18 protein-coding genes and 1 pseudogene are annotated in these 19,982 nt (G+C 40.3%); 1 reads left to right on the plus strand and 18 read right to left on the minus strand.

Annotation, left to right across the window (positions count from 1 at the left end; translation table 11 throughout):
• Window positions 1–219: 219 nt before the first annotated feature.
• The 3 genes from VB740_RS03870 to VB740_RS03880 all read right to left on the minus strand — a co-directional run bounded on the left by VB740_RS03870 (window position 220) and on the right by VB740_RS03880 (window position 2,552).
• Window positions 220–1,056, minus strand: a complete 837-nt coding sequence (locus VB740_RS03870) for a glycosyltransferase family A protein (protein WP_323198757.1) — start codon at window positions 1,054–1,056, stop codon at window positions 220–222.
• Window positions 1,053–2,243: a bifunctional 5,10-methylenetetrahydrofolate dehydrogenase/5,10-methenyltetrahydrofolate cyclohydrolase gene (locus VB740_RS03875; protein ID WP_323198758.1), complete on the minus strand. Its 1,191-nt coding sequence runs from the start codon at window positions 2,241–2,243 to the stop codon at window positions 1,053–1,055. Before VB740_RS03875 ends, VB740_RS03870 begins: the two co-directional genes overlap by 4 nt.
• 78 nt (window positions 2,244–2,321) lie before the next feature.
• Window positions 2,322–2,552 (minus strand): hypothetical protein, encoded by a 231-nt coding sequence (locus VB740_RS03880; protein WP_069072316.1) that lies wholly within the window; start codon window positions 2,550–2,552, stop codon window positions 2,322–2,324.
• 35 nt (window positions 2,553–2,587) lie between these two features.
• Between VB740_RS03880 and VB740_RS03885 the strand changes: the two genes are divergently transcribed.
• Complete coding sequence (locus tag VB740_RS03885) at window positions 2,588–3,001, plus strand: hypothetical protein (protein ID WP_323198759.1); 414 nt, start codon at window positions 2,588–2,590, stop codon at window positions 2,999–3,001.
• Between the two features lie 291 nt (window positions 3,002–3,292).
• On the opposite strand, the gene VB740_RS03890 is transcribed toward VB740_RS03885, so the two are convergent.
• From VB740_RS03890 to VB740_RS03960, 15 genes and pseudogenes are all read right to left on the minus strand, one after another.
• Entirely contained in the window at window positions 3,293–4,123 is an 831-nt protein-coding gene (locus VB740_RS03890; protein ID WP_323198760.1) for a hypothetical protein, read from the minus strand.
• A 2-nt stretch (window positions 4,124–4,125) separates the two neighbouring features.
• Window positions 4,126–4,581 (minus strand): hypothetical protein, encoded by a 456-nt coding sequence (locus VB740_RS03895; protein WP_323198761.1) that lies wholly within the window; start codon window positions 4,579–4,581, stop codon window positions 4,126–4,128.
• Window positions 4,582–4,940: 359 nt separating this feature from the next.
• Window positions 4,941–5,783 carry a hypothetical protein gene (locus VB740_RS03900; RefSeq protein WP_323198762.1) on the minus strand — a complete coding sequence of 281 codons (843 nt, stop codon included), beginning with the start codon at window positions 5,781–5,783 and terminating at the stop codon, window positions 4,941–4,943.
• Window positions 5,784–5,895: 112 nt separating this feature from the next.
• On the minus strand, window positions 5,896–7,116 hold the full coding sequence (gene tnpB / locus VB740_RS03905; protein ID WP_323198763.1) for an IS200/IS605 family element RNA-guided endonuclease TnpB: 1,221 nt from the start codon (window positions 7,114–7,116) through the stop codon (window positions 5,896–5,898).
• 281 nt (window positions 7,117–7,397) lie between these two features.
• On the minus strand, window positions 7,398–7,571 hold the full coding sequence (locus VB740_RS03910) for a hypothetical protein (protein WP_256091125.1): 174 nt from the start codon (window positions 7,569–7,571) through the stop codon (window positions 7,398–7,400).
• 10 nt (window positions 7,572–7,581) lie between these two features.
• Window positions 7,582–8,466 carry a hypothetical protein gene (locus VB740_RS03915; protein ID WP_323198764.1) on the minus strand — a complete coding sequence of 295 codons (885 nt, stop codon included), beginning with the start codon at window positions 8,464–8,466 and terminating at the stop codon, window positions 7,582–7,584.
• Window positions 8,467–8,685: 219 nt separating this feature from the next.
• On the minus strand, window positions 8,686–10,941 hold the full coding sequence (locus VB740_RS03920) for a hypothetical protein (protein WP_323198765.1): 2,256 nt from the start codon (window positions 10,939–10,941) through the stop codon (window positions 8,686–8,688).
• A 58-nt stretch (window positions 10,942–10,999) separates the two neighbouring features.
• Window positions 11,000–11,425 carry a hypothetical protein gene (locus VB740_RS03925; RefSeq protein WP_179070525.1) on the minus strand — a complete coding sequence of 142 codons (426 nt, stop codon included), beginning with the start codon at window positions 11,423–11,425 and terminating at the stop codon, window positions 11,000–11,002.
• Between the two features lie 450 nt (window positions 11,426–11,875).
• The gene (locus VB740_RS03930) at window positions 11,876–13,642 is read right to left on the minus strand and encodes a type IV secretory system conjugative DNA transfer family protein (protein WP_323198766.1); all 1,767 of its coding nucleotides are present in this window, start codon (window positions 13,640–13,642) and stop codon (window positions 11,876–11,878) included.
• 150 nt (window positions 13,643–13,792) lie between these two features.
• The gene (locus VB740_RS03935) at window positions 13,793–15,205 is read right to left on the minus strand and encodes a hypothetical protein (protein WP_323198767.1); all 1,413 of its coding nucleotides are present in this window, start codon (window positions 15,203–15,205) and stop codon (window positions 13,793–13,795) included.
• Between the two features lie 6 nt (window positions 15,206–15,211).
• Entirely contained in the window at window positions 15,212–16,036 is an 825-nt protein-coding gene (locus VB740_RS03940) for a hypothetical protein (protein ID WP_323198768.1), read from the minus strand.
• Window positions 16,033–17,877, minus strand: a complete 1,845-nt coding sequence (locus VB740_RS03945; protein WP_323198769.1) for a TrbI/VirB10 family protein — start codon at window positions 17,875–17,877, stop codon at window positions 16,033–16,035. The genes VB740_RS03940 and VB740_RS03945 overlap by 4 nt, the downstream gene beginning before the upstream one ends.
• 17 nt (window positions 17,878–17,894) lie before the next feature.
• Entirely contained in the window at window positions 17,895–18,680 is a 786-nt protein-coding gene (locus tag VB740_RS03950) for a hypothetical protein (RefSeq protein ID WP_323198770.1), read from the minus strand.
• Window positions 18,679–18,789, minus strand: a pseudogene (locus VB740_RS03955) (four helix bundle protein); the annotation flags it as partial. The pseudogene VB740_RS03955 and the gene VB740_RS03950, both read right to left, overlap by 2 nt.
• A gap of 9 nt (window positions 18,790–18,798) precedes the next feature.
• Entirely contained in the window at window positions 18,799–19,950 is a 1,152-nt protein-coding gene (locus tag VB740_RS03960) for a hypothetical protein (protein WP_179070519.1), read from the minus strand.
• Window positions 19,951–19,982 lie beyond the last annotated feature (32 nt).

Here is a 19,982-nt window from a genome sequence, read left to right on the forward strand (position 1 = left end):
GCGTTACACTAAAGGCGTGTTGGCGAAATATGCCAAATTGGTATCTTCTAGCAGTGTTGGTGCTGTGACAGATTTGGATTTGTTCAATAACTAGTTATTAAGCCAATAGCCATTTAAGTTTCACTTTTAAAGTTTTGAGGAGTCAGAAGCCAGAATAAAGATGCCTCCTGACTCTCTACTTCAGGCTAGATTCAGCGCGGTTGACAAGCTTCTTTAAATCTAAAGAAGGGCAAATGCTTTTGGCTTTAATGAGATTTTTCCTTTAGTAATATAAGTGTTTACAAGCTGCTCTAAGGGTTCAACAGCATTGTCCTGAAGGATGAAATAGTTTGCTTGGTTACTGACAATCAGCGATAGCTCAGTTGCCCATTGCTCATAGTTGGAACTACCAATAATACCAATAGAAGACTGAATATAGTTAACAAGAATGCTGTTATTGAGACCAAAGCCACCTTCACCCCAGATGCAAGCACATTGCAGCAAATACTCATAGTCTGCGAATACTTTAAACTGGGGATTCCATCTAGGAGCATTGCTTCGGTAGTGGACGAAACCATTGCTGTCGAATATCTCTTGTTGCCATAGAAGCTGCTGTAAGGAGCAGCAATTGCTAGGCGAAACAAACGGTTTTCCTTGGCGAATAACACTACCATTGCGGATGACATCGCGGCGGCGCTGCTGTCTTGCCATGCTGTATCGGACATTGGGATGTTGTTCAAAGTACTGCCGCATTGAGGCAACAAATTCAGGAGCTATGCTGTTGTCATCGTCCAGGTATGAAACAATGTCACCACCAGCTGCATCTAGTCCCAGGTTACGAGCGTAGCACAAGCCAAAGCCAGTGCTCGGTTCAGGGTGTTCCATTTCAATGTAACTGATGGGAAAATCAGCTTTTGCCATAATGCTGTTGATGATATCTTTGGTATCAGGATTAGCGCCATCATTGATGACAATCCACTCGAAATTGCGGTCAGTTTGACTTTGAATGCTTGGCAGTGCAGTAGATGCAAGCTGCATAGGTCTATTGTAGGTTGCAGTGATAATTGATAGTCTCAAAGCTCTATACCTCTATCAGCTGATTGCGTTATTGTTGAATCGATCGCAGTTTGAATTTGCTGCCATCTTGCTATATCCTCGTTTGTTATACCCCTGGCGGTTTCAATTTGATTACTTGCAAGAGTTAGTCGAATTAGCGTTAGCTTTTCATTGGTTCTGGCAACAGTTAAACTTTGCGTGGTGCTATTGAAGCTGATCTGGTAGTTACTACCTTCCAAGACAAATAGGTTTTCTTTTTCTGTGCGAATGGATTGAGGATAGGCACTTGCTTGCTGTGCGAAGAACACTCTAGCTATGGGGGCAATTATAGTAGCGCGTTGCATCTGTTCTTGCTGTAATTGCTGATAGTCCCATTTCCCAAGTTCTATGCCCAAATCCATTTTTACCAAACGTTCTGCTAAAATTGCCATTTCTATTGGGCCAACACCTCCAGGGACGGGCGTAATGTTCTGGGGGATTCTGTAAGCACTGCGGTCTACATCGCCAGCAGCACCAGAAGCAGTAGGTGTAAAGCCACCATCGACAACCAAGCGATGAGAGGGGAGTACATAGTCCGTGAAAATTCCTCGTCTTCCGGTGACTGATACTACAATGTCAGCTTCTTGAGTTCTAGTCAGGTCATCGCCGTCTTCCAAACAGAAACAGCTGATTCTACTTGCTTCTAAATATTTGATAACACCATTGCCCACAAAGCCACCTCCGCCGACAACTGCAACATTGGAATCTCTTTGTGCGTAGGATTCAACAATTCTGGCGATTCCTTCAGCAGTAGCACAACTTTCAAAGAAATTGTTGCTTTGTCTGCGGACGATATCTATATCTTTTTGTGGCTCTAATAGCCCAATTGAGCTTGTAAACTTAGCTGGAATTGGATATTGAACAATAGCAGCAGTGACTTGGGTGTTTTCGTTAATGGATTGAACAATGCCATCAAATTGCTCTACTGCGATATTGGGTGATAGCACAATATAATTGGGAGTAATGCCAATAGCGTTGAAAATAGCTACTTTTTGTTCTGCTGAGATTCTGGCTGCTTCATATCTAGCTCTTAATTCATTGCTGGCATTTTCTGAAGACTCAAATCTGATGATTGCTACTTCTTTTTGAGATGCTTGAAATATGGATTTGTATTTTTGACATTCTTGCTTTACGTGTTCTCGTATTAACTGTCCGTCTATGAGCGTCATTTAATATGGCGTTAAATTTGATGAAGAAAATTGTCTGGTACAAACAATTTTCTGAATTTCTAATAGGATTTGTTGGAATTAGGTAGGGCGTTTGGTGATTTCACCAACTTCTTGACCGTTGCAGGAAACCCAGTTAGTGACATAGCGTTCAGTATCATGGAAGCCACTAAATTCAATACTGTTATCAGAACACTTCTCTTGGAACCATTGTTGTGCTTCTTGTTCTGTATTGAATGTTCTAGCGGCGACTTCTTCTACTGGAATCTTCCAGTTTGTATTGCCATACAAATCGCAAACATAATGTGTCATATCTGTTACTCCTTTAACAATATTTAAAAACCACTATGACAATTTTAAATCAACAACAGCAGGCTGAATTAATTATCCAACAAGCTTGCAAGGAAAATTTTACTGATAGCGAGAAAGCTATTTACGATGACTTTATTCTGGAAGCGGGGGTAAAAAACCCATCCAAGATGACTGAGGCTACTGCTGATGCTTTGATTAGATACCTTAATGGCTGCGAAGCATCTAACGAGTTTATTGCTAATGTAGTAAATCGCCTCGCGCAAGTTGCCCCTGCTCATATCATGACTAAGGTTCTCAAGAGTGATAATGACGGCGATGGTGTGCCTTTATACGAGGAATTAAAACTTGGAACAAAGGCTACCGAATTTGATACCTCTTTTGAAATAGCGGCTGCAAAACAAAAACAATATCAATTTTCTCCAACTCGGAATTGCGATATGGAGTTATAAGTATAATTCATCACTAAATAATAATCTGTAGTGGATATGAGATCGTTATTCTCTAAAATAACTGAAAATAGAGATTAACCAGTTGCTACACAGGGGTAGACACTTACTCTTAGCTCGAAGTAAGTGTCTTAGAGGCTTTTCTCAAATATCGCCATCTTTCCCATACTCAAAATTAACCTTCGATATACTGGGTGTAAAAAATGCGCTTACGATTAACAGTAGCGCATTCCCGATCATGTACAGCGATCGCAATACTCCCAGCCCAAATAATCAGGCGATTCCCCTGTAAGTTTAACTTTGGAAAATTACCCCAGTGTCCTGATCTTCATCCCAAAACCACCAACCTTGGGATAGTTCAGAAAGAACGTGCATTAGTGCTAACTGTTGCTGTGTGATTTCCCCACCGCCGTAGCTGACGTTGCTAGTGCCATCCCATGATTTAAGAATTGATGCTAAATTGTATCCATTGCCCATAATCCAACTGGCATAGAAGCAATCTTTGGATATTTCTTCCATGATGGCTAGCAGTTCAAGTGCGGCATCAGGATTGGCTGATTTTAGGGCTTCAAGTGCAAGGCGGAGGTTTTCTTCCCTGTCTGCAAGAAACTCCGAAAAAGCTGCTCTATTTGATGGTAGATTCTCCTTTTCAAGTGTAATTAATTTTCCATTTACAATCTTGACTGGAGTTATATTTGAGTAGTCAGTTCGGTCATCTTCACTTGCCTTTGCTTTTATAGCTAAAGGATGCCAGTGGATGCGTTCAATTTTATTGGTCTGAGGATTTGTCCATGTCCAGAATAGTTTGTGAGATGCAGCACCCTTAACTGTCAGATAAGTTCTTTTATGTCGAATGGGATAGTCCACACCTTCTTCTTTTTTGGCTTGCAAAAAGGCTTCTATTGATAGATATTCTTCATGGAGGTATGCCATTTTACGTGGTGCTGTCGCATATGTATAACCCGATATGCTGCTGCTATCACCATCTTTCAAGACTACCAAATTCCATTTTTCGTTTATTGGACTGTGTATCCAAAACTCAACTGATATTGTCTGTACAAACTGATCTAGAATTTGGACTACACAAGGATAGTAAAGTGTGAGTTGTTGGTTGCTATTAGTCATTACTATTCCATCCATTCGATTGGGGATATGGTTTCCTTTTTGGCAGGAAGTATTTTGACTTCGTAGCCATAAAGAATTAATTCATACAGAGTTTCTAATAGTTGCTTGGGTGATATACTGTCCCATTGCTTGCACTCGAAAATATGTTTCAATACCTGCTCTGGAGCATTAACTACCCAAAGACTGTGAATTTTTTTGTTCCTAAATCCCGCACATAATTGAACAATTGGTTGTAGCTCAACTGTTGTTTTTGGTATGTGAATAATTGCTGAACTTATAGGGATTGTTGGTTTTACTTCTAGATTTTTGGGTGGTAAAAAATCGGGGTCACTGTACCACTGTCCGTCGATTTGGTATGCAATCATTAGGTATGGCAATGCTTTAATCGCATTTATAGTTCCCCATCTTGCAGTTTGTCCTGCGTGAAACCAGATGTAAGAGCCGTTGTGTATTATCATGTACAATTTTTATGATTTTGACTTGAGGTTTTGCTTGCCTAGCTAGTTGATAATTTCGTCTGTGGTAGAAAATCTAGCTCCATTTTCTAGCTAGAGAATGATTCGTATTTGTATGAACACTTAGTTAAAAATCGCCATTATTTAGCCATGTGCAGTCAACTTCATGCTCAGGTAAAATACTTTGGATTTTATTGATTGCTGAATTACTCCTAATAACTACCTTGACAAGGTATGTAATAACTGTGGTGATTAATCTATGAACAGATTAATACTTATTTAAAATATTCAATGATTTATTGAAAATAAAAAGTGCGTTATCGATTAAGATGACGCACTTTTATTAAAAATAAATTTATGATTTAAGCGTGGTGAAGGATAATATTTATTGCGTCTTGAGTGCTAATTTTATATTGTGTAGCAAGTTTATTCATATTGGCTTCACCATTTGCATGAGCTTTGACAATTGCGCGAATAATATTTGGTGAAACATTAATCTCATAATTTGTAACAACTGGTTTGGGTAAAGTTTGAGAAATGAAGAATTCTTTTCTTCTTAAGAAATGTATTTGACGGTAATGCTCTTTTCTAGGTATCCATTGACAATTTCCGGGAGCAAAGTCACTCTCTAGATCAATACGTGCTATGACTGTTCCTTCGGGTGCTACTCCCATATCTTTTAAGAACTGGGTAAAGTTATCGCGCCAGGATGCATCAACTTCAATTCCGCACCCGCCATGATACTTGTACTGATGGTGGTTCTTGTTATAGCAGATGCGCTTGATGTGTAACCAGGAGTTATACTCGTGGCTTTTACAGTGGCCGTGGACAGTTTTATCGCTCTTGAGGGTTTCGCGCTGCAAGCATCCGCAGCTTTGTGTAAGCCCTCTTTTTAAGCTATTTTTACTGACATACTTTTGGGTTCCGCAGCTGCATAAGGTAAGGAGTAGTAGTTCACCCCTTTTCCCCTTAACTTCTACATCGGATATAACTTTTAGTCTCCCAAAGTTTGCCCCAACTGGGATGGATTCTTTTCTTTTTTTACAACCGCAATTAGTTGACCGACCATTGGTAAGGGTGTGACTGTAGACAAGTTTTTGGGTTCCACAATCACACTGGCATAATACTTGCTTTCCTTGTTTATTTAGTACAATCCAACTACCGAATTTTTCACTTATATTAATTACTCGTTTTGTAGTCTCCATAAATTATTTTGGTGCTATTACTGCTGGGTTATATATTTAAAGGCTGACTAACATCCCACCGCCTAGTCCTTCTTGGATAAAAGTTGAACCTTGAACCTCGCGTGACTTCTAGTCATGCGATTCCTGCTTCAACGAACTCTGCCTGGAGTAATCCAGGACTTACAAGTTCTCGACAGGCGTTTAAAGCATCCGGCGCACCGACGGCTGCTGTCAAAATTCTTAATCCTTCAGCCAAAATATTTAATGCTGCGTTTGTATCTCTCAAATTGTAATTATTACAACTAGGGCAAGACCATTCACGCAACTTTAAATCTTTAACCAATGGGTTAATGAAACCACAATGATTACAAGTCTGAGATGAAGGGTAAAATGTACTAACTTTCTGCACAATTCTGTCATGCCACTTAGCTTTATATTCAAGCATAGCAACGAACTTAGACCAACTAGCATCATAAATACTCATGGCTAATTTGTGATTTTTAACCATGTTGGCAACTCGCAAATCTTCAATAAAGATAATGCTGTTTTCCTTGATTAAGCGAGTCGAAAGTTTGTGCAGAAAGTCATCTCTCAGATTGGTAATGCGTTCGTAGGTACGAGCCAGCTTGGTTTTCGCTTTGACTCTATTACTACTACCTTTTACAGAGCGAGATAGCTTTTTATGTGCCTTGCGTAACTTCCTGTGGTGAGTCCTATAATATTTGGGATTATCTACAACTTCACCCTTGCTAGTAACGAGATAAGATTTTATTCCCAGGTCTAATCCAATATTTTGAGGAATTAAAGGATATTTCTCTATCTCTATTTCACACAAAATACTAGCAATATATTTCCCCCCAGAAGTGCAAGTAACAGTAACGTTTACAATTTTTCCAGTAATGTCTTGGGATTTATGGAACTTTATCCATCCTAGCTTTGGAAGTTTTAAACGATTTTCCATTACTTTGATGTTGCCATTGGTAAGGTTAGTCTTGTAAGACTGCTTACACTTGTGCTTGTTTTTGAATTTAGGAAAGCCTACACCTTTTTTATTTTTTGTTTTTTTTAAATCAGCAAAAAAGTTCTTGTAAGCTGTCTCTAAATTCTTTAAGGAGTTTTGTAAAGCAAATTTATCTACTTCGTTGAGCCATTTAATCTCTTTTTTTAGTAGAGTTAACTGTTGACTACAAGCGTTGTAGCTTAACGTTGTTTGTTCAGCGTTGTATAACTCTTTTTTCATTGCTAGAAAACGGTTATACACGAATCTAGCACATCCAATTGTCTTCTTGATTAAGACTTGTTGTTTGTGTGTGGGAATTAGTTTAATCTTGAATGATTTTTGGATATAAGCCACTTTTGCAATATATCAAATACAATTTAATCTTAACATAAACTCATATAAGTATTGAGTACGTACCTCGTAACTATAAGTTACAATTGTGCGTCTTAAAGAAAATAAAATATAGTCACATTGTTATTTTTTACCCTTGCTTCTAACAAAATCGCTCTTACCCAATACTGGATAGAAACCTAATTTCATAGTACTTAAACGATCAAAAGTTGATTTTAATTCGTTAAGTTAACCCTCTGCATAGAGAAGGCTAACTAGTAGATGTCTGTATTTATTTGCAATATTCAGAAAAGACTGCCGCCAACGCTTAGATACTTTTGTCGCAAGAGTGCTAATAGCATTTGCTGGAATTTCTTCTGCTTCAGTTTCAAAAGCATATCAAAGTGAATCTTGGCGTGATACTTCATACCATCGAAGTGGATATTGAAGCTAGGATTGAGTTGAAAGTCTTGAATCATATTTTTATCCTTACTGGGGAAGATATAAACACTTGTTTTGTTCTGCTAGCCTATTTGTGTGATAGTTATCAAGAATCATTTTCTTAAATTCTTCTCTTGTCGCTTGCAAGTCGCGGAATATTTTGTCAGTAGGATAGAAGAATACCGACTGTTGGCGGCTGTAAAACCAGACCAGTTGATTGATAGTATAGGTATCATTGCTATCAAGTAGGACGTAACTAATTTGTTGGTAAAAATTTTCTAGAGAGAAGGGACGCTTTTTGGCAGTTGTTCGTACATCGATGAGAGTATTTCCAGCAATTATCTGGCAATCAGCACCTCCAAGATATTCACTTAAAGGATATGAAGCATTGCAGGTAATATTCCCACTTACTTGATTAGCTACTGTTTGCCAGGTACGGGGTACAATACCGATGATTTGAGATGTATCTTGGATACTAGGAAGCCATTTTGTGAAGTATTCTGCTTCAAGCTGAAGGGATTTTTCTCCTTGTAGAAAAGGTTGAATAATCTCATGAATATTACGGCTACGAGCATAATTTTCTAATGCACCCAGTAGCATACACTTTAGAGCTTCTTCTTCAAGTGAATTTGAATTTGTAATGGAATAATCGAAGGCATATTCTATTTTGAGGGCTTTGGCTCCAACCTGGGCAAGACAATTAGTAAACCATGTTTTATCTTCATAGATGCTTCCTAAATACTTAGCAAGTGCTTTGGCGATCGCACTTCCTACTAAGGGAAAATCTACTCCATCAATCGGTCTGATAATTTCTTGATTTTCTAATAGCTGGTTATGGTTAGTAATCATCTTGATGACTGTCTTGTTGAGTCTAGAGTCAAACCATCTCCTGATAGGTGAGTTTCTATTTTTTAGTTCAGATGTTAAGCTCACTTTTTGGTTTTTTATTTGAGATACTACATTGAGTATCTGCGTGAGCTTTACGTAGTAATTTTTACTGTAATCGTGTTATTTATTTATTTAAATAAATTGAAAAACTTGTAAAGTAAGCTTTTTGAGTTTTAAATTCTGGAATTGAGGTAAATCTGCGTAACTTCTAAACCCAAGTTTTTATATTGTCAATGCGACTTTGCAAACTTGGTAATAGCTAGTTTACAACTCAACTTCTCTCGACTTGGTTTTAGATGCAGCCGCAACAGTTTGCCGTTGAGGAGAGGGTATGTGTTCAGTTGGGGTATATTGCTGCCGAATTTCTTCTCCTCGCCATTGTTGTAAGTCGCTCATAATGTCTTTGAGGGGAACAAAATCGACGACTGTTTCTCCTTTTTTTTCAGCTTCATTTGTCTTATGGTTTAAAATCTTGAAGTACATTTCCCTCTGGTCGGCAATTGGTAACTTGCCGTCATTCTCATTTATCCGTTGAAGAATCTCTTCATTACCCTGGTTCATTGCCTTTCCCCAGTCAGGGCTACCATGCTTGACCATGTTCGCCCATTCCTCAGCGATATAGGGGTGAACTTTCACAGGCATATCACCAGCTGCTTGTATGACTCGTTCTTTGGGTGCGGCTGCGGGGGTAGATTGTTCATTACCGAAGATTTGTTCCAAGTTGAGTTTGCTGGCGTTCTGGGCAATAAACTTGACTTGGTTGATGTCGTAGTCAGAGATATTTATCTTACTGACCTCTTTAGTAATCCCAGCTTCGGTTTTAGTCAAGTCAAACCGGACAAGTTCTTGAGTACCTTTCTCTTCAGTAGTTTTAAATAATTGCAGGCTGGCTCGATTATTTTCGGGTTCACGAGTACGCTTGATGGTAAATTCACCTACCGTAAGTTCTTCCTTATCAGCCTGGATGAGGACGTTATTGAGGGTATGCAACATCTCATTTTGTTTAAATACTGCCAGCGTTTTAATCGTGCCAGCGGGTGCAAGACTTCCCAAGCTATTTGCTACATCACGGATATCGGCATTGTTGAGGTCAGGGAGCTTGCCATTGTCGCCCAAGTACTCTGCCACTATCAGAAACTCCTGACGTTCAATAGGTAACATCTCTGTAGGTTTTTTCGTTATTTTGGGTTCCTCTTTTTTGTTGAGTTTAAAATCCATCAAAGAGTTTTCCCACCCAAATAGTTCATCACTGCGGCGGTGAATGCTAACAGTGTCTCCCTCTTGGCGAATCACAAATGTATCGCTACGGTAAATACGCGACCCGTCTTGTTCAAGAGTGCCGTATTTTTTTAACATTGTCGTCGCGGTTTCAGCAATGTCTTTATTTTCCCCGTTGTAGCGTTCCTCCCGCGCTTGTTTATTATTAATTTGATAGATAGGTACTTCAACTTGACGCGCCCACTGCTGCGCTGCTGACTCTACACCTTGGGAGTTAGCTACTTCTTGATAGCTAAATTCAGGTGCATATTTGTTTCGATTATTAGTTTCTAGCTCCTCTGGCTCTTGTGCAAAAAGCTGATTGCGAGTTCCATTTTCATTTACCTCTTCTTCAGCTTTATCTTGAGGTTGGTAGTTACTAACAACTATCTCTTTGATTTGAAGAGTTTCTTTGGACTGTGCGATTTCTTCTTGAAGATTATTGACCACATCATCTTCAAAACTCTCATCTGCTTCTATTTCAACAGATGAGTTTATTTCTTGAGTTATGGGCGAACTGTTTTCGCTGTTTTCATCTTGTAGTAACTTATTTATAGTCAGCTGACTATCATCTAACAGTGGATTTACTTCTATAGCAGTGAAATTTTCATTATCAGATAATAACTCTTTTGTATCTTCAGAATTTTCAATAATTTCAGCAGATGGAGGTAGTAGCTTAATCAGTGGTTCACTTGCTACATCTATTATTTCATCTGGGGTAAGTATTTCAGTGACAAGATTAGTTGTACATTTACCTTCGCTATTTTGTTCGTAGATAACGATTTGTTTTTCTGAACCCTCTGACTCCAAATAAGCTGTAATTTTCAGAGCGATATCACCTGTTTGCTGATAATCACTATTTAAATTGGGTACATCTTCTACTAATCTGGCAGCAATTCTTTGTGCTTGATAGTCTGTAAAAGGTTCAGTTTCTATTGTGTATTGACCTTCTATTAATAGATCGGGAATGAACACAATATTAGTTTCTTGATTGCTTTTTATACTTTGGCTGGTTAAATCTACCTTTTCCCATTTATATGCACCAGGGGTAGATTCATCAGATACAAGATTGTAAATGTCTTTGCCAACTTCAACTGCAATTTTACTTGCTTCTTGAGCTTCTTTGAGTTTTTCGAGAATTACTTTAGTTATCTTAGTAAGTGCATTGATGAGGGTTTTACTTAATTCCCGACTTGTTTTAATTGCAGTATCAGCTGTATTTAAATATGATTCATTAACTTGAGTTTGTCTAGGGTCAAACATATCTTACTTTGAAATGGGTAATTTTTTATGGAATCGGACTGAAGCTGAGGTAGTTTTATTAAATAAAAAATTTAACCTCTTCAAGTGATAGAGAGGTTGAATTTCCATTTTGATGTTTGTTTTGACTTAGTTCTATTTGGCTATTTTTGAAATTTTGATTTATTTCGCTTAGTTGTTCGCTTTGGTTAGCAATAATTTTTAACATTGCTTCTAGCTTGTCATCTAGTCTGGATATTTTAACTTCCATTAATGTTAGTTTTTCTTTTGCTATAAATATTTCTTGATTGATTTGTTGGTGCTGTACATTAATATCCTCACAAGTTTTATGCCATTTTTCTAAGAATTTGGTTAATTCTATTAATAGCGTTGTCGAGTTGTAGGTCGTAGTTTGTGACTTTTTCAGAATATTCAATAAGTCGTCTAACTTTCCGTTCAATATCTCTTCTATACTCAAGTTGTTGTTTTTCTGCTCTGTAATATTCATTGATAATTGCCTCGTAAGAGAGTTTAACTTTATATTCTGAATTCCACATACTATATTTAGGGAAACTAATGTCAATTAAGTTTCCTTGGCTTCCTGTGGCACGGTTGAAAATAATATGTATGTTTACTCTTTGATAAGGAAGTAGATATGCAACATATTGTTGTTGTTCAAAACCAATTAAATTTACATGATGTTTGATTAATTCACCATAGTTTTTAGCATTTATTTCAATTTCAATTGTATCGATTACAATCTGTCTATGTAGCCCATGAAGTTTCACTCTTGGTCGGAGGATAAACTGTTCCTCAAAAGAGCTAATAATTGAATGTGCATTCTTGCTATTTACTTGATGTGAACTAATTAATTGACCTTTCTGGTGATAATTATTTATTAGCTTAATTATTTTTGTCTGAGTGATATTTTCGTCTTTGACGCTACATTGTATCATTTTTAGAAAAAGCTCTTGTATGCATCAACAGGTAATGGTGCATTGCCTGCTTGTACGGGTGCTTGTGGGATAGGAAACTTCCGATCTACTTCCTTGACTCGCAAATCTAAATCTTCTTGCGTGGGTTTTTTCTGGGTACTTTTCCTAGCAAGCTCTTTGATGACTTTATCCCAGTTAGTATCGTTTTCTTGTTCGAGTCCGATAATATATTTCGGGATTTTGATATTTTTTAATATTGGTACTGAACCCTCATTTTTATTACTATAAGCTGGGTTGATAAATAGACATTTCCCCGGTGGTAATTTGAGGAATTGGGCAGGCTCGAATAGCTTCCGAGTCCGTTCTTGCTCGCTGATAGATGTGCTTGCTTTACCCCCTCCAGTTGAGCGAGATTTTTGTTTATATTTAATTTCCTCTTCACCTAAATATGCAGAAAATAATCTAGCAGATTCTTCTTCACCAGGATTAAAAACAAATTTTGTGCCGCAGGCACCGAGGATGGCTTTAGAGATTTCCCTACCATAAATCTTTTCAAGCTGACCCATATTTTGCCAACCCAGGATACCGCAGAATCCTTCGGAACGAGATTCGTTAAGCCATTTAAATAAATCTGGAAGGAAGATACTTGGCAACTCGTCAAGACATACTATTAATGGGCCATCTTCCTTACGTTTTTTGGCGATACTGCGGGAAACTACCATGTGAAGAATGCTAGTCATCAGTGGGCTGACAGCATCGCGGCGTTCGCGGTCTAACCCGAAGATAATCATCTGTTTGCGTTTTACCTCCAGGGGGAGGGTTGTTTTACCGACAAAGCATCCCAATGTACCCCTTGCCATGAATCGGGTAAACATCAATGAAGCGCTACCAGCGATACCCGCTACGGTTTTTTCGGAGCCAGCCGAACTAAATAATTGACCAAAAGCTATCTTAATCCAGGGGTTTAGTGCTGCTGCCATCAAGCGTTCGACCATCTTCTCACTGGAAAGTATTGCCGCAGCCGTCATAATATCAGCGTGGTCGCCAAACTCTTTAGTTAACATTAAGATAGCCTGCGTCAACTGGTCGCCGGCGGGGCCAAAGAATGCATCCTCAGACGCATTACCCAACAGGCGGAAGTTCTTGTTAATTACTGTAGCTAACTGCCTTGCGGTTTCAGCATCGCTACTGTCGCGTAAGAAATCGATTGGGTTACATACCTCCGATTCGGGGAATCCTGGTGCAAATATGTGTACGTCATACCCCTTTGATTTGGCATAACTGGCGATTTTGGCAAGACTTGCATACTTAAAATCGTATAGTACGATACCAAAACCTTGGTCAATTGCTGAGTAAATCATCGGGTTGATAGCCGAGAATGATTTACCGCTACCAGGTGCGCCAATTACAGCAGTTCCGCGTTGGACATCGGGTACATAAACTGGTACTCCCCCGCTCCCCTTGGGTGATTTTTGACCCTTGTATTTGTGTACTCCGATATACAGACTGGCACTATCACATTTAGGAGCGACGATTTGCTTCAAGGCTTTTTTCTTAGCTTGGGCAGTTTCCTTTGTTCCACCCCAATAGCTAGTAGCAAGCTTGCCTTTTTTACCATTACTAAAAAGCTGTAAAAGCAACAATAAGCCAATTCCCCCTGCAAGTAGTAAACCTTGAGGTGACATGAGCTTATCTGTATATTTACTAAAGTCAGTATTACTATTTTTATGAGCAGCTTTTACTTCTCTAACAGTCTTAGCTTTAGCAGTTGCAAACAGATAATTATTCATATTAATCTGTGTTAATTTTGCATGAGATAATTGAAGAAATATGCAATTAAGTAAAGTTGCATATTTCTCCGTTATTTGTGTGGGGTGTCCTCTCCAAGTCAAAAGTTAAAAGCAAGAGGATAAATTCTTCTATGATTGGCTTTTTACTTGTTACTTCTTTGGTATGGTGAGGGGTGTACCAAGGATAATTGGGTCTATCTCGCGGTAGGTGAAGAAGGGAACTGGGCCAATGAAGTAGGGCGAGCAGCCTAAATCAACCCAACCCCGCTTGCAGATACGGAAGAACATCGCGGTGGTGATACTGCCGTCCGCTTCGTTAATATCCCAGATGACTTGTTTAAATGATTTCCCAAAGGGATGACGACCTGTGGGTTCTTTCCCACCATTGAGACTGCCCAAGATGCCGAATCCGCCTTTAACGTTTTGGTCTTTGCCGGACATCCACTGTGCGCCAACGATAGTTTCACTACCCGAAACTTCGATGTGACCGCACTTTTTCTCGCATGGGACATTAAACCCAGCTTGATAGCTACCGCTTATTGACTTCCAGCGTCCACTTTCAAGCGAACCGAGGGGTAAGTCTACTTTGCCGATAAAGCTAACATTGGGGATGGGAACACTGGGGAACTGATCAAACGGTACATCAGCTAATCCCGGAACTTTACTAATTGTTGTGTTTTGCCAGTTAGTAAAGTCCTTTAGCTGTGCATCCTGAATACCGGGGATGCTGGTTAGTTTATATTTATCGAGTTTGACATACTTGCCAAGTTCCACTTCTCCCAGTTCGGGATAATTGTCTAGCACTTCACCAACACTTTGGTAGCTTGCGGTGCTGCCTGTTACTTTGGTCACTAGTTCTTGAATTGGTGGGATGGCTCCAACTTCTGAATCTTCAAGCTTGGGAATTGCTTCGGCGAGGTCTTCGAGTGTTTGCCACTCTAGTGTCTCAAAATCTGACAGTTTAAGATTTTTGAGGTTAATTCCCGTGATGTTGGCGATATCTTCAAGCGTGAAATCTTCAATATTGAACTCAGTTGCTTCAAAATCACCCAGTTCCATGACTTCGGAAAGGCTTTGTCCTGCGCTCCAGGTGCGTGTCTCCTTCATCCCAGGGTTTTTGATATTAGGAAATTCGACGCTGCCAGCACCGCCGAATTTCATATTTTTGAACGTGATACTGCTCCAGTCAGGAGTAGGTGCGCCGTTGACGTATTTAGTTGCAACGGGCTGTGGCTGTTTGGTTTGTTTTGTTTTATCTATCGAAGTGTTCAAATTTGAATACTTCGATGGAACTGTTAGAGCTACTGCTTTCTCACCGAATAGGAGACTGCCGATATTGTAGCTACCTCCAAACCGGATTAACCCATGTAGGGCAAGTCCTGCAATAAGTCCTGCTACCATCAGGTAGCGTAAATTATTAAACTTTTCCATCCGATACTCAAGCGCTCGGTTGGTTTTTTTGTGAGTACTTTCCTGACTTGCAGCTCTCACTGGTACAATCGCAGTTACCTCTGGTGTCGTATCTAAAATTTGGTTGTTAGTGGTCAGATTTTCGGTATACATAACTGGTTATTTAAAAATTGATTTACCTAGATTTGTTGTTGTGAGAGGGTTATTGCGCTGTGGCGGTATTTCTAAGAAGCGCTTTCCACCTAGCACCATGAGTTTTTCAACCAACTGCATTGATACTCCGGTGGTGCTGGCGGCGACAACAAGTTCCTCTCCTTGCGATCGCAACTCAACAAGTTGGTTCAGACGCTTCCAAAGCTTGCTATCTGTAGTAACCCACTGATTTTTTAGGGCAACTTGCATTCCTTTAGCGATATGTCTGCTATCAGATAATGCGGTGTAACTGACTTTTGGTTTTACTTCTTCAGGTTTGCTGGGAGTATCGCCAATAATTTCAATTTGGCTGTACTCTGGTGTGCCACTGCCCGCTACAATCCGAAAGTGATAGCTTTTCCTTGTTGACCCAGATTCGGTAATCACCGTCATGTGCGCCCCGTAAGAAGCTTGTGGTAAACCGGGGATTTTGACAGTCTCGATGCGGCGAATATGAATTAGTCCAGCACCCGTACTGTTTCCAGAACACTTACCCAAGCCTTCAAGACATCCGTCTACATCAAAAACAAACCTAGATGGGTCATCTAGCCAGATTTTCTTGATGATTTCTCTGGTGTTGTAGAACGATATTGATACCCCATGTCCGGGCCAGACCTTAACTGTCTGCAATTGGGCATTTTCCCCTGATACCTGGGACGCTGCAACTTGACGGATAGTATTTGCTAGTACAAGTTGGTTTGGTGCAAGCACGGAGGCAATGGTGAGGCATCCGCCAAAGGCGATCGCCCAGGGCATCATTAAACTAAAGTCGGCTATATATCTGAGTTTCACAGCTTGATTGACCTATCGACTTTGATTGTGATTTTGGTGTCTTTAGGCACATACCAGACATTGGGACGGCGGTTGATTTCGTCAGTAGCACGTTCTGTCCGTTTGCTGACTGTTTCGCCAAGTTTGCCAAAGGCACCTTCAAGAAAGGCAGCTCCCAGGTTGCGGTTGTTATTGCGGCTGCGGGTTCTTGTCCCACCTAAAGGCAAATCTTCTGTAACTTCTTCATCCGGCTGGTTGATAATTTCCCCTACCTTGGCAAGACCAGCTATTGTCCCCAAAGTGGCATCATACTTGGCAATTTCAGATCCCTTGTCGTCGTAGGGTCTGGCGGCTAGGGGGGAACCTGCCTCTCCCAGGACTGATATCGTTCCGGGTGATAGGGGGTATTCGGTTCCGTCTTTGAGGATGGCCGTGACTTCGGCACGCACGCCTGATGTGCTATCAACCGAAATCATGGCGATAGTTACCTGTGTTCCTGCTGGAATGGCTATTTCGCCAGTATTGCTGTAAAGCGGCTCGTTCAACTGGGCGACAAACCGTAACGTATTTGTCTGCTCCTGGGAACGACCGTTATTGTTGATTTGGGGCATCACGAGGGGAGTTACGAGGGTTGCACTTGCAAACGAACCGACAACTAGATACTGTGGTTGTGTTTCTTGAAGTATCTGTGCTTCTTCTGGCAGGTAGTCATTTGCAAGTCGTTCGACTTGCTGAGGAGAATTGTTTTCTTTATTACCAGCAAAACTGGATTCTACGGTTTTTTCTTTGCCAAGTTCTGAGCTAGTTTGTGGTTCTTTTACCGAGAAACTATAAATAACTGGTACGGCTTGATTGTTCTCTTCGTCACCAGTATTGCTATACTCTGGAGTACTGTCGTTTGTGTTTACAGGTTCCCAACGCGGCCGTAGTTCTTCAATTTGACTGGGAGTGTTGGTAACTGTTTCGGTATTCTCGCTGCGGCGGTTACGGCGACGACGGGAGCGACTGGTATTTTGTTCTGCTGGGCGTAATGTTTCTTCAGTTTTAGCTGTAACTTCTTCTGCTGTTGTGCTTGTAGCTTCACTTACAGTGGTACTGGCTAACATATAATCAACCCGACCAACCGAACCCAGACTACGCAGGCGTTCAAGTTCGGCTATTGGGTCTTTAGCGACACTCTGGTTGCTGGCAACTATTTGTTTGGCAAATTTTGGCAGAGGAGCGCTAGGACGCAGGGGTTGTATTGGCTGTGAGGCGACTTCTCTACGTCTTGGTCTAACAGTTTCGGGTGCTTCTTCTCGGTATACACGTCTTCTAGAAGTAGGGGGAGTTTGTTGAGCGACTACCCTTCGTTGTGGAATAGAGCGTGTTTTCTCTTTGTTTTTGGATTGTTCTTCTTCAGTACCTTCCTTTTTCTCTTCTTTATCTTCCGTCTTGCCTTTACCATTTAGTGCATCAAGTTCTTCCTGTTGCTTGGCAAGGGCAAGCTTGGCATAAACATCCCCATCTTTTTTCTCAGATGCGGCAACCGTGGGAGTAAGGGTAGGGGTTACTTCTGGTTTTTTGGCATTTTTACCACCCCCATTCATCATGCCGTTGAGGACAACAAATATAACTAGGAACCCAGCACCGAATGCACCACCAATAATTCCTAATCTTGACCAGGGAGATGTGACAAAATCGTGTTTAGTTTGTATTAATGCGGGGTCTTCTACTTCCAGTTCATCTTCTTCAGCTACCTCATATTGTGAACCTTCCAGTTCATTTTCTACAGGCTTTATATCTTTACTATCGATTGGTAAAAGACTATCTACGGAAGATAATTCATGCTTATTTGAAGCCTCATCTTGTAGCTGTAACATATTTGGGTATCTAATTACTAATTATTTTCTTTTTTGCCGAGATTATAATCAACAATTTGAGTAATTTCTAAACCTTGCTCTCGTACTAAATAAATTTTTTTATCAAGTTCAGTTGGCTTGGCTGGTAACTTGGGAGTATCGATAGCTTCGACAGTAATTGTTTTGTTAAAGGCGATTCCTTTACCTTGATTTTCATTTCTATCAAAGCTTACAAGCGTGCCGATATAATCAACCTCCCACTTTCCATCCTTGATTTTTCTGGGTTCAGAGATATGGCGGGTGACGAGTGAGACTTGAACTTCACCGTTAAATACACCATTTGGGACAATTTCTGCTAATTTTTTCAGGAAGTTTGCCCGAAAATCTTGATTTTCAGATAGTGCAAATGCTGCTTCCCAAGCTCTAGTCGGAATTCTTTTTCTACTATTTTTTGTTGTTTGAACATCTATTCCTTTATCAGATTTGGTAACGTTTTCTCCATTCTCTGTTGCTTCGATTATTCCGTTCCAACCGAACATTTTAATCATGCTATCTGAGATAAAGCGTTTGATAGTTTCATCTTCGCGTTCGTTGGGAGCAGCAAATTTACCAGGTGAAATAGAGCCATCTTGGAGTTGAACAACCGTCATACCTTTGACATGACGATTTGTACTAGAACTCATACCAATATTTACAATTTGCAATAGGATAGATAATATAGTTCCTCCTGCTGTTATGGTGATTGCCATTGCAATAGGTGTAGAGGTAGATTGACCGTAACTGAGGAGGCGGGCTGGTTGAGATTTAGACTTAGGTTTAAGCATATATTTCCGATTTAGGGAACTCACTAGTAAATTGATATACTAATAAAACAAACTGATGTGCTTTTTGCCAAACTATCAAATATTTAAATGTCTTCGTTGACTCCTGAATTCTGACTAATTACTTTTTAACTTTAATTTTGGAACTAACAAATTTGGTGGCATTGACAGCAACCGTTGCAGTTGTACTTGCTCCACCAGTAGCGATTCCTGCTGCAATTTCAGATCCAAATGCTACTGTTTTACCTAATCCTGTCCAAACAGCTATTCCACCACCTGCGGCTAATGCAGATGAAAGGATAGGAGAAACCAATCCGACAAAAAGGAGAAATATCATCGGTTGGTTTTGTTCGGAATTAGCAATAAGTTGTCCGCACAAACCAATAATCATGTTGAAGCAAAGTTTTGCCATTCCAACGGTGAAATAACCAGTTAGCCAAGCGAAAATAGGTTTCGCGCCAAAGGGGAGTAGTGAACCGCCTATTGCCAACGGGCCAAGTAGGGCAGTTAAAAGCATCGTGAATTCGATACCCCACTGGTAGGCGTTATTTAGGGCGAGGAGGATGACTGCGACAAATCCGGTAATCATCGAGCCGATTGTACTGGTGATAGAATTACCAATCTTTTCGGCAATTTGACCGGGGGAGAGGTCGTTGAGCGCATCTTTGGCATCAGATAAAGCCTGAAGTGGGTTAAACTCCCAACTACCGCTATCGGGGGCTTCTCCTTTGAATAGATCGGGCGCAGAGGTTTTGAGTTCTGCTTCTGCTTGTTGCAAGCAGGTGATTGAATCTTGCGTGTTACCAGGGATTGAGCGGCATCTTTCCATTGCCGCCCCTACTTGCTGCTGGAGGGCAATATTGCCAACTGCCCGATTGAATGCTACTTCTAGGTTTGCTCCAGCAGCGGTAAATTCAAGAATGTCACTATTGACAGTATTAATATATCCTCGTATTGCGAGTGTTCCACTTCTGAGTAAAGTGCCATTGTTAGCTAGTAGCCCGATAACCAGGATGGGCCATATCCAACTGGAGAGGGCTTTCATATCCTCTTGATTTATCCAGTTTTTGCCTAACTCAACCATAAAAAGGGTGAGTGTGGCGATCGCAAAAAACTGACCAACTTTGCACATCGAGCCATACAAGCTACCGTTCAGGGTTTCTTGCCAAAGTTCATTAAAACCTTCAGCTACTAGTTGCGCTCCAGCGGCGGCATTTTCTAAAATGTCTTGTCCAAAAAATGGGTCGGTTGCAATTATGAGGTGTTCTAACATAGCACTTGGTTAACAGGCGTGAAGGTTTGGTC

The sequence above is a fragment of the Nostoc sp. UHCC 0251 genome, from assembly GCF_034932245.1.
Lineage (GTDB): Bacteria > Cyanobacteriota > Cyanobacteriia > Cyanobacteriales > Nostocaceae > Nostoc.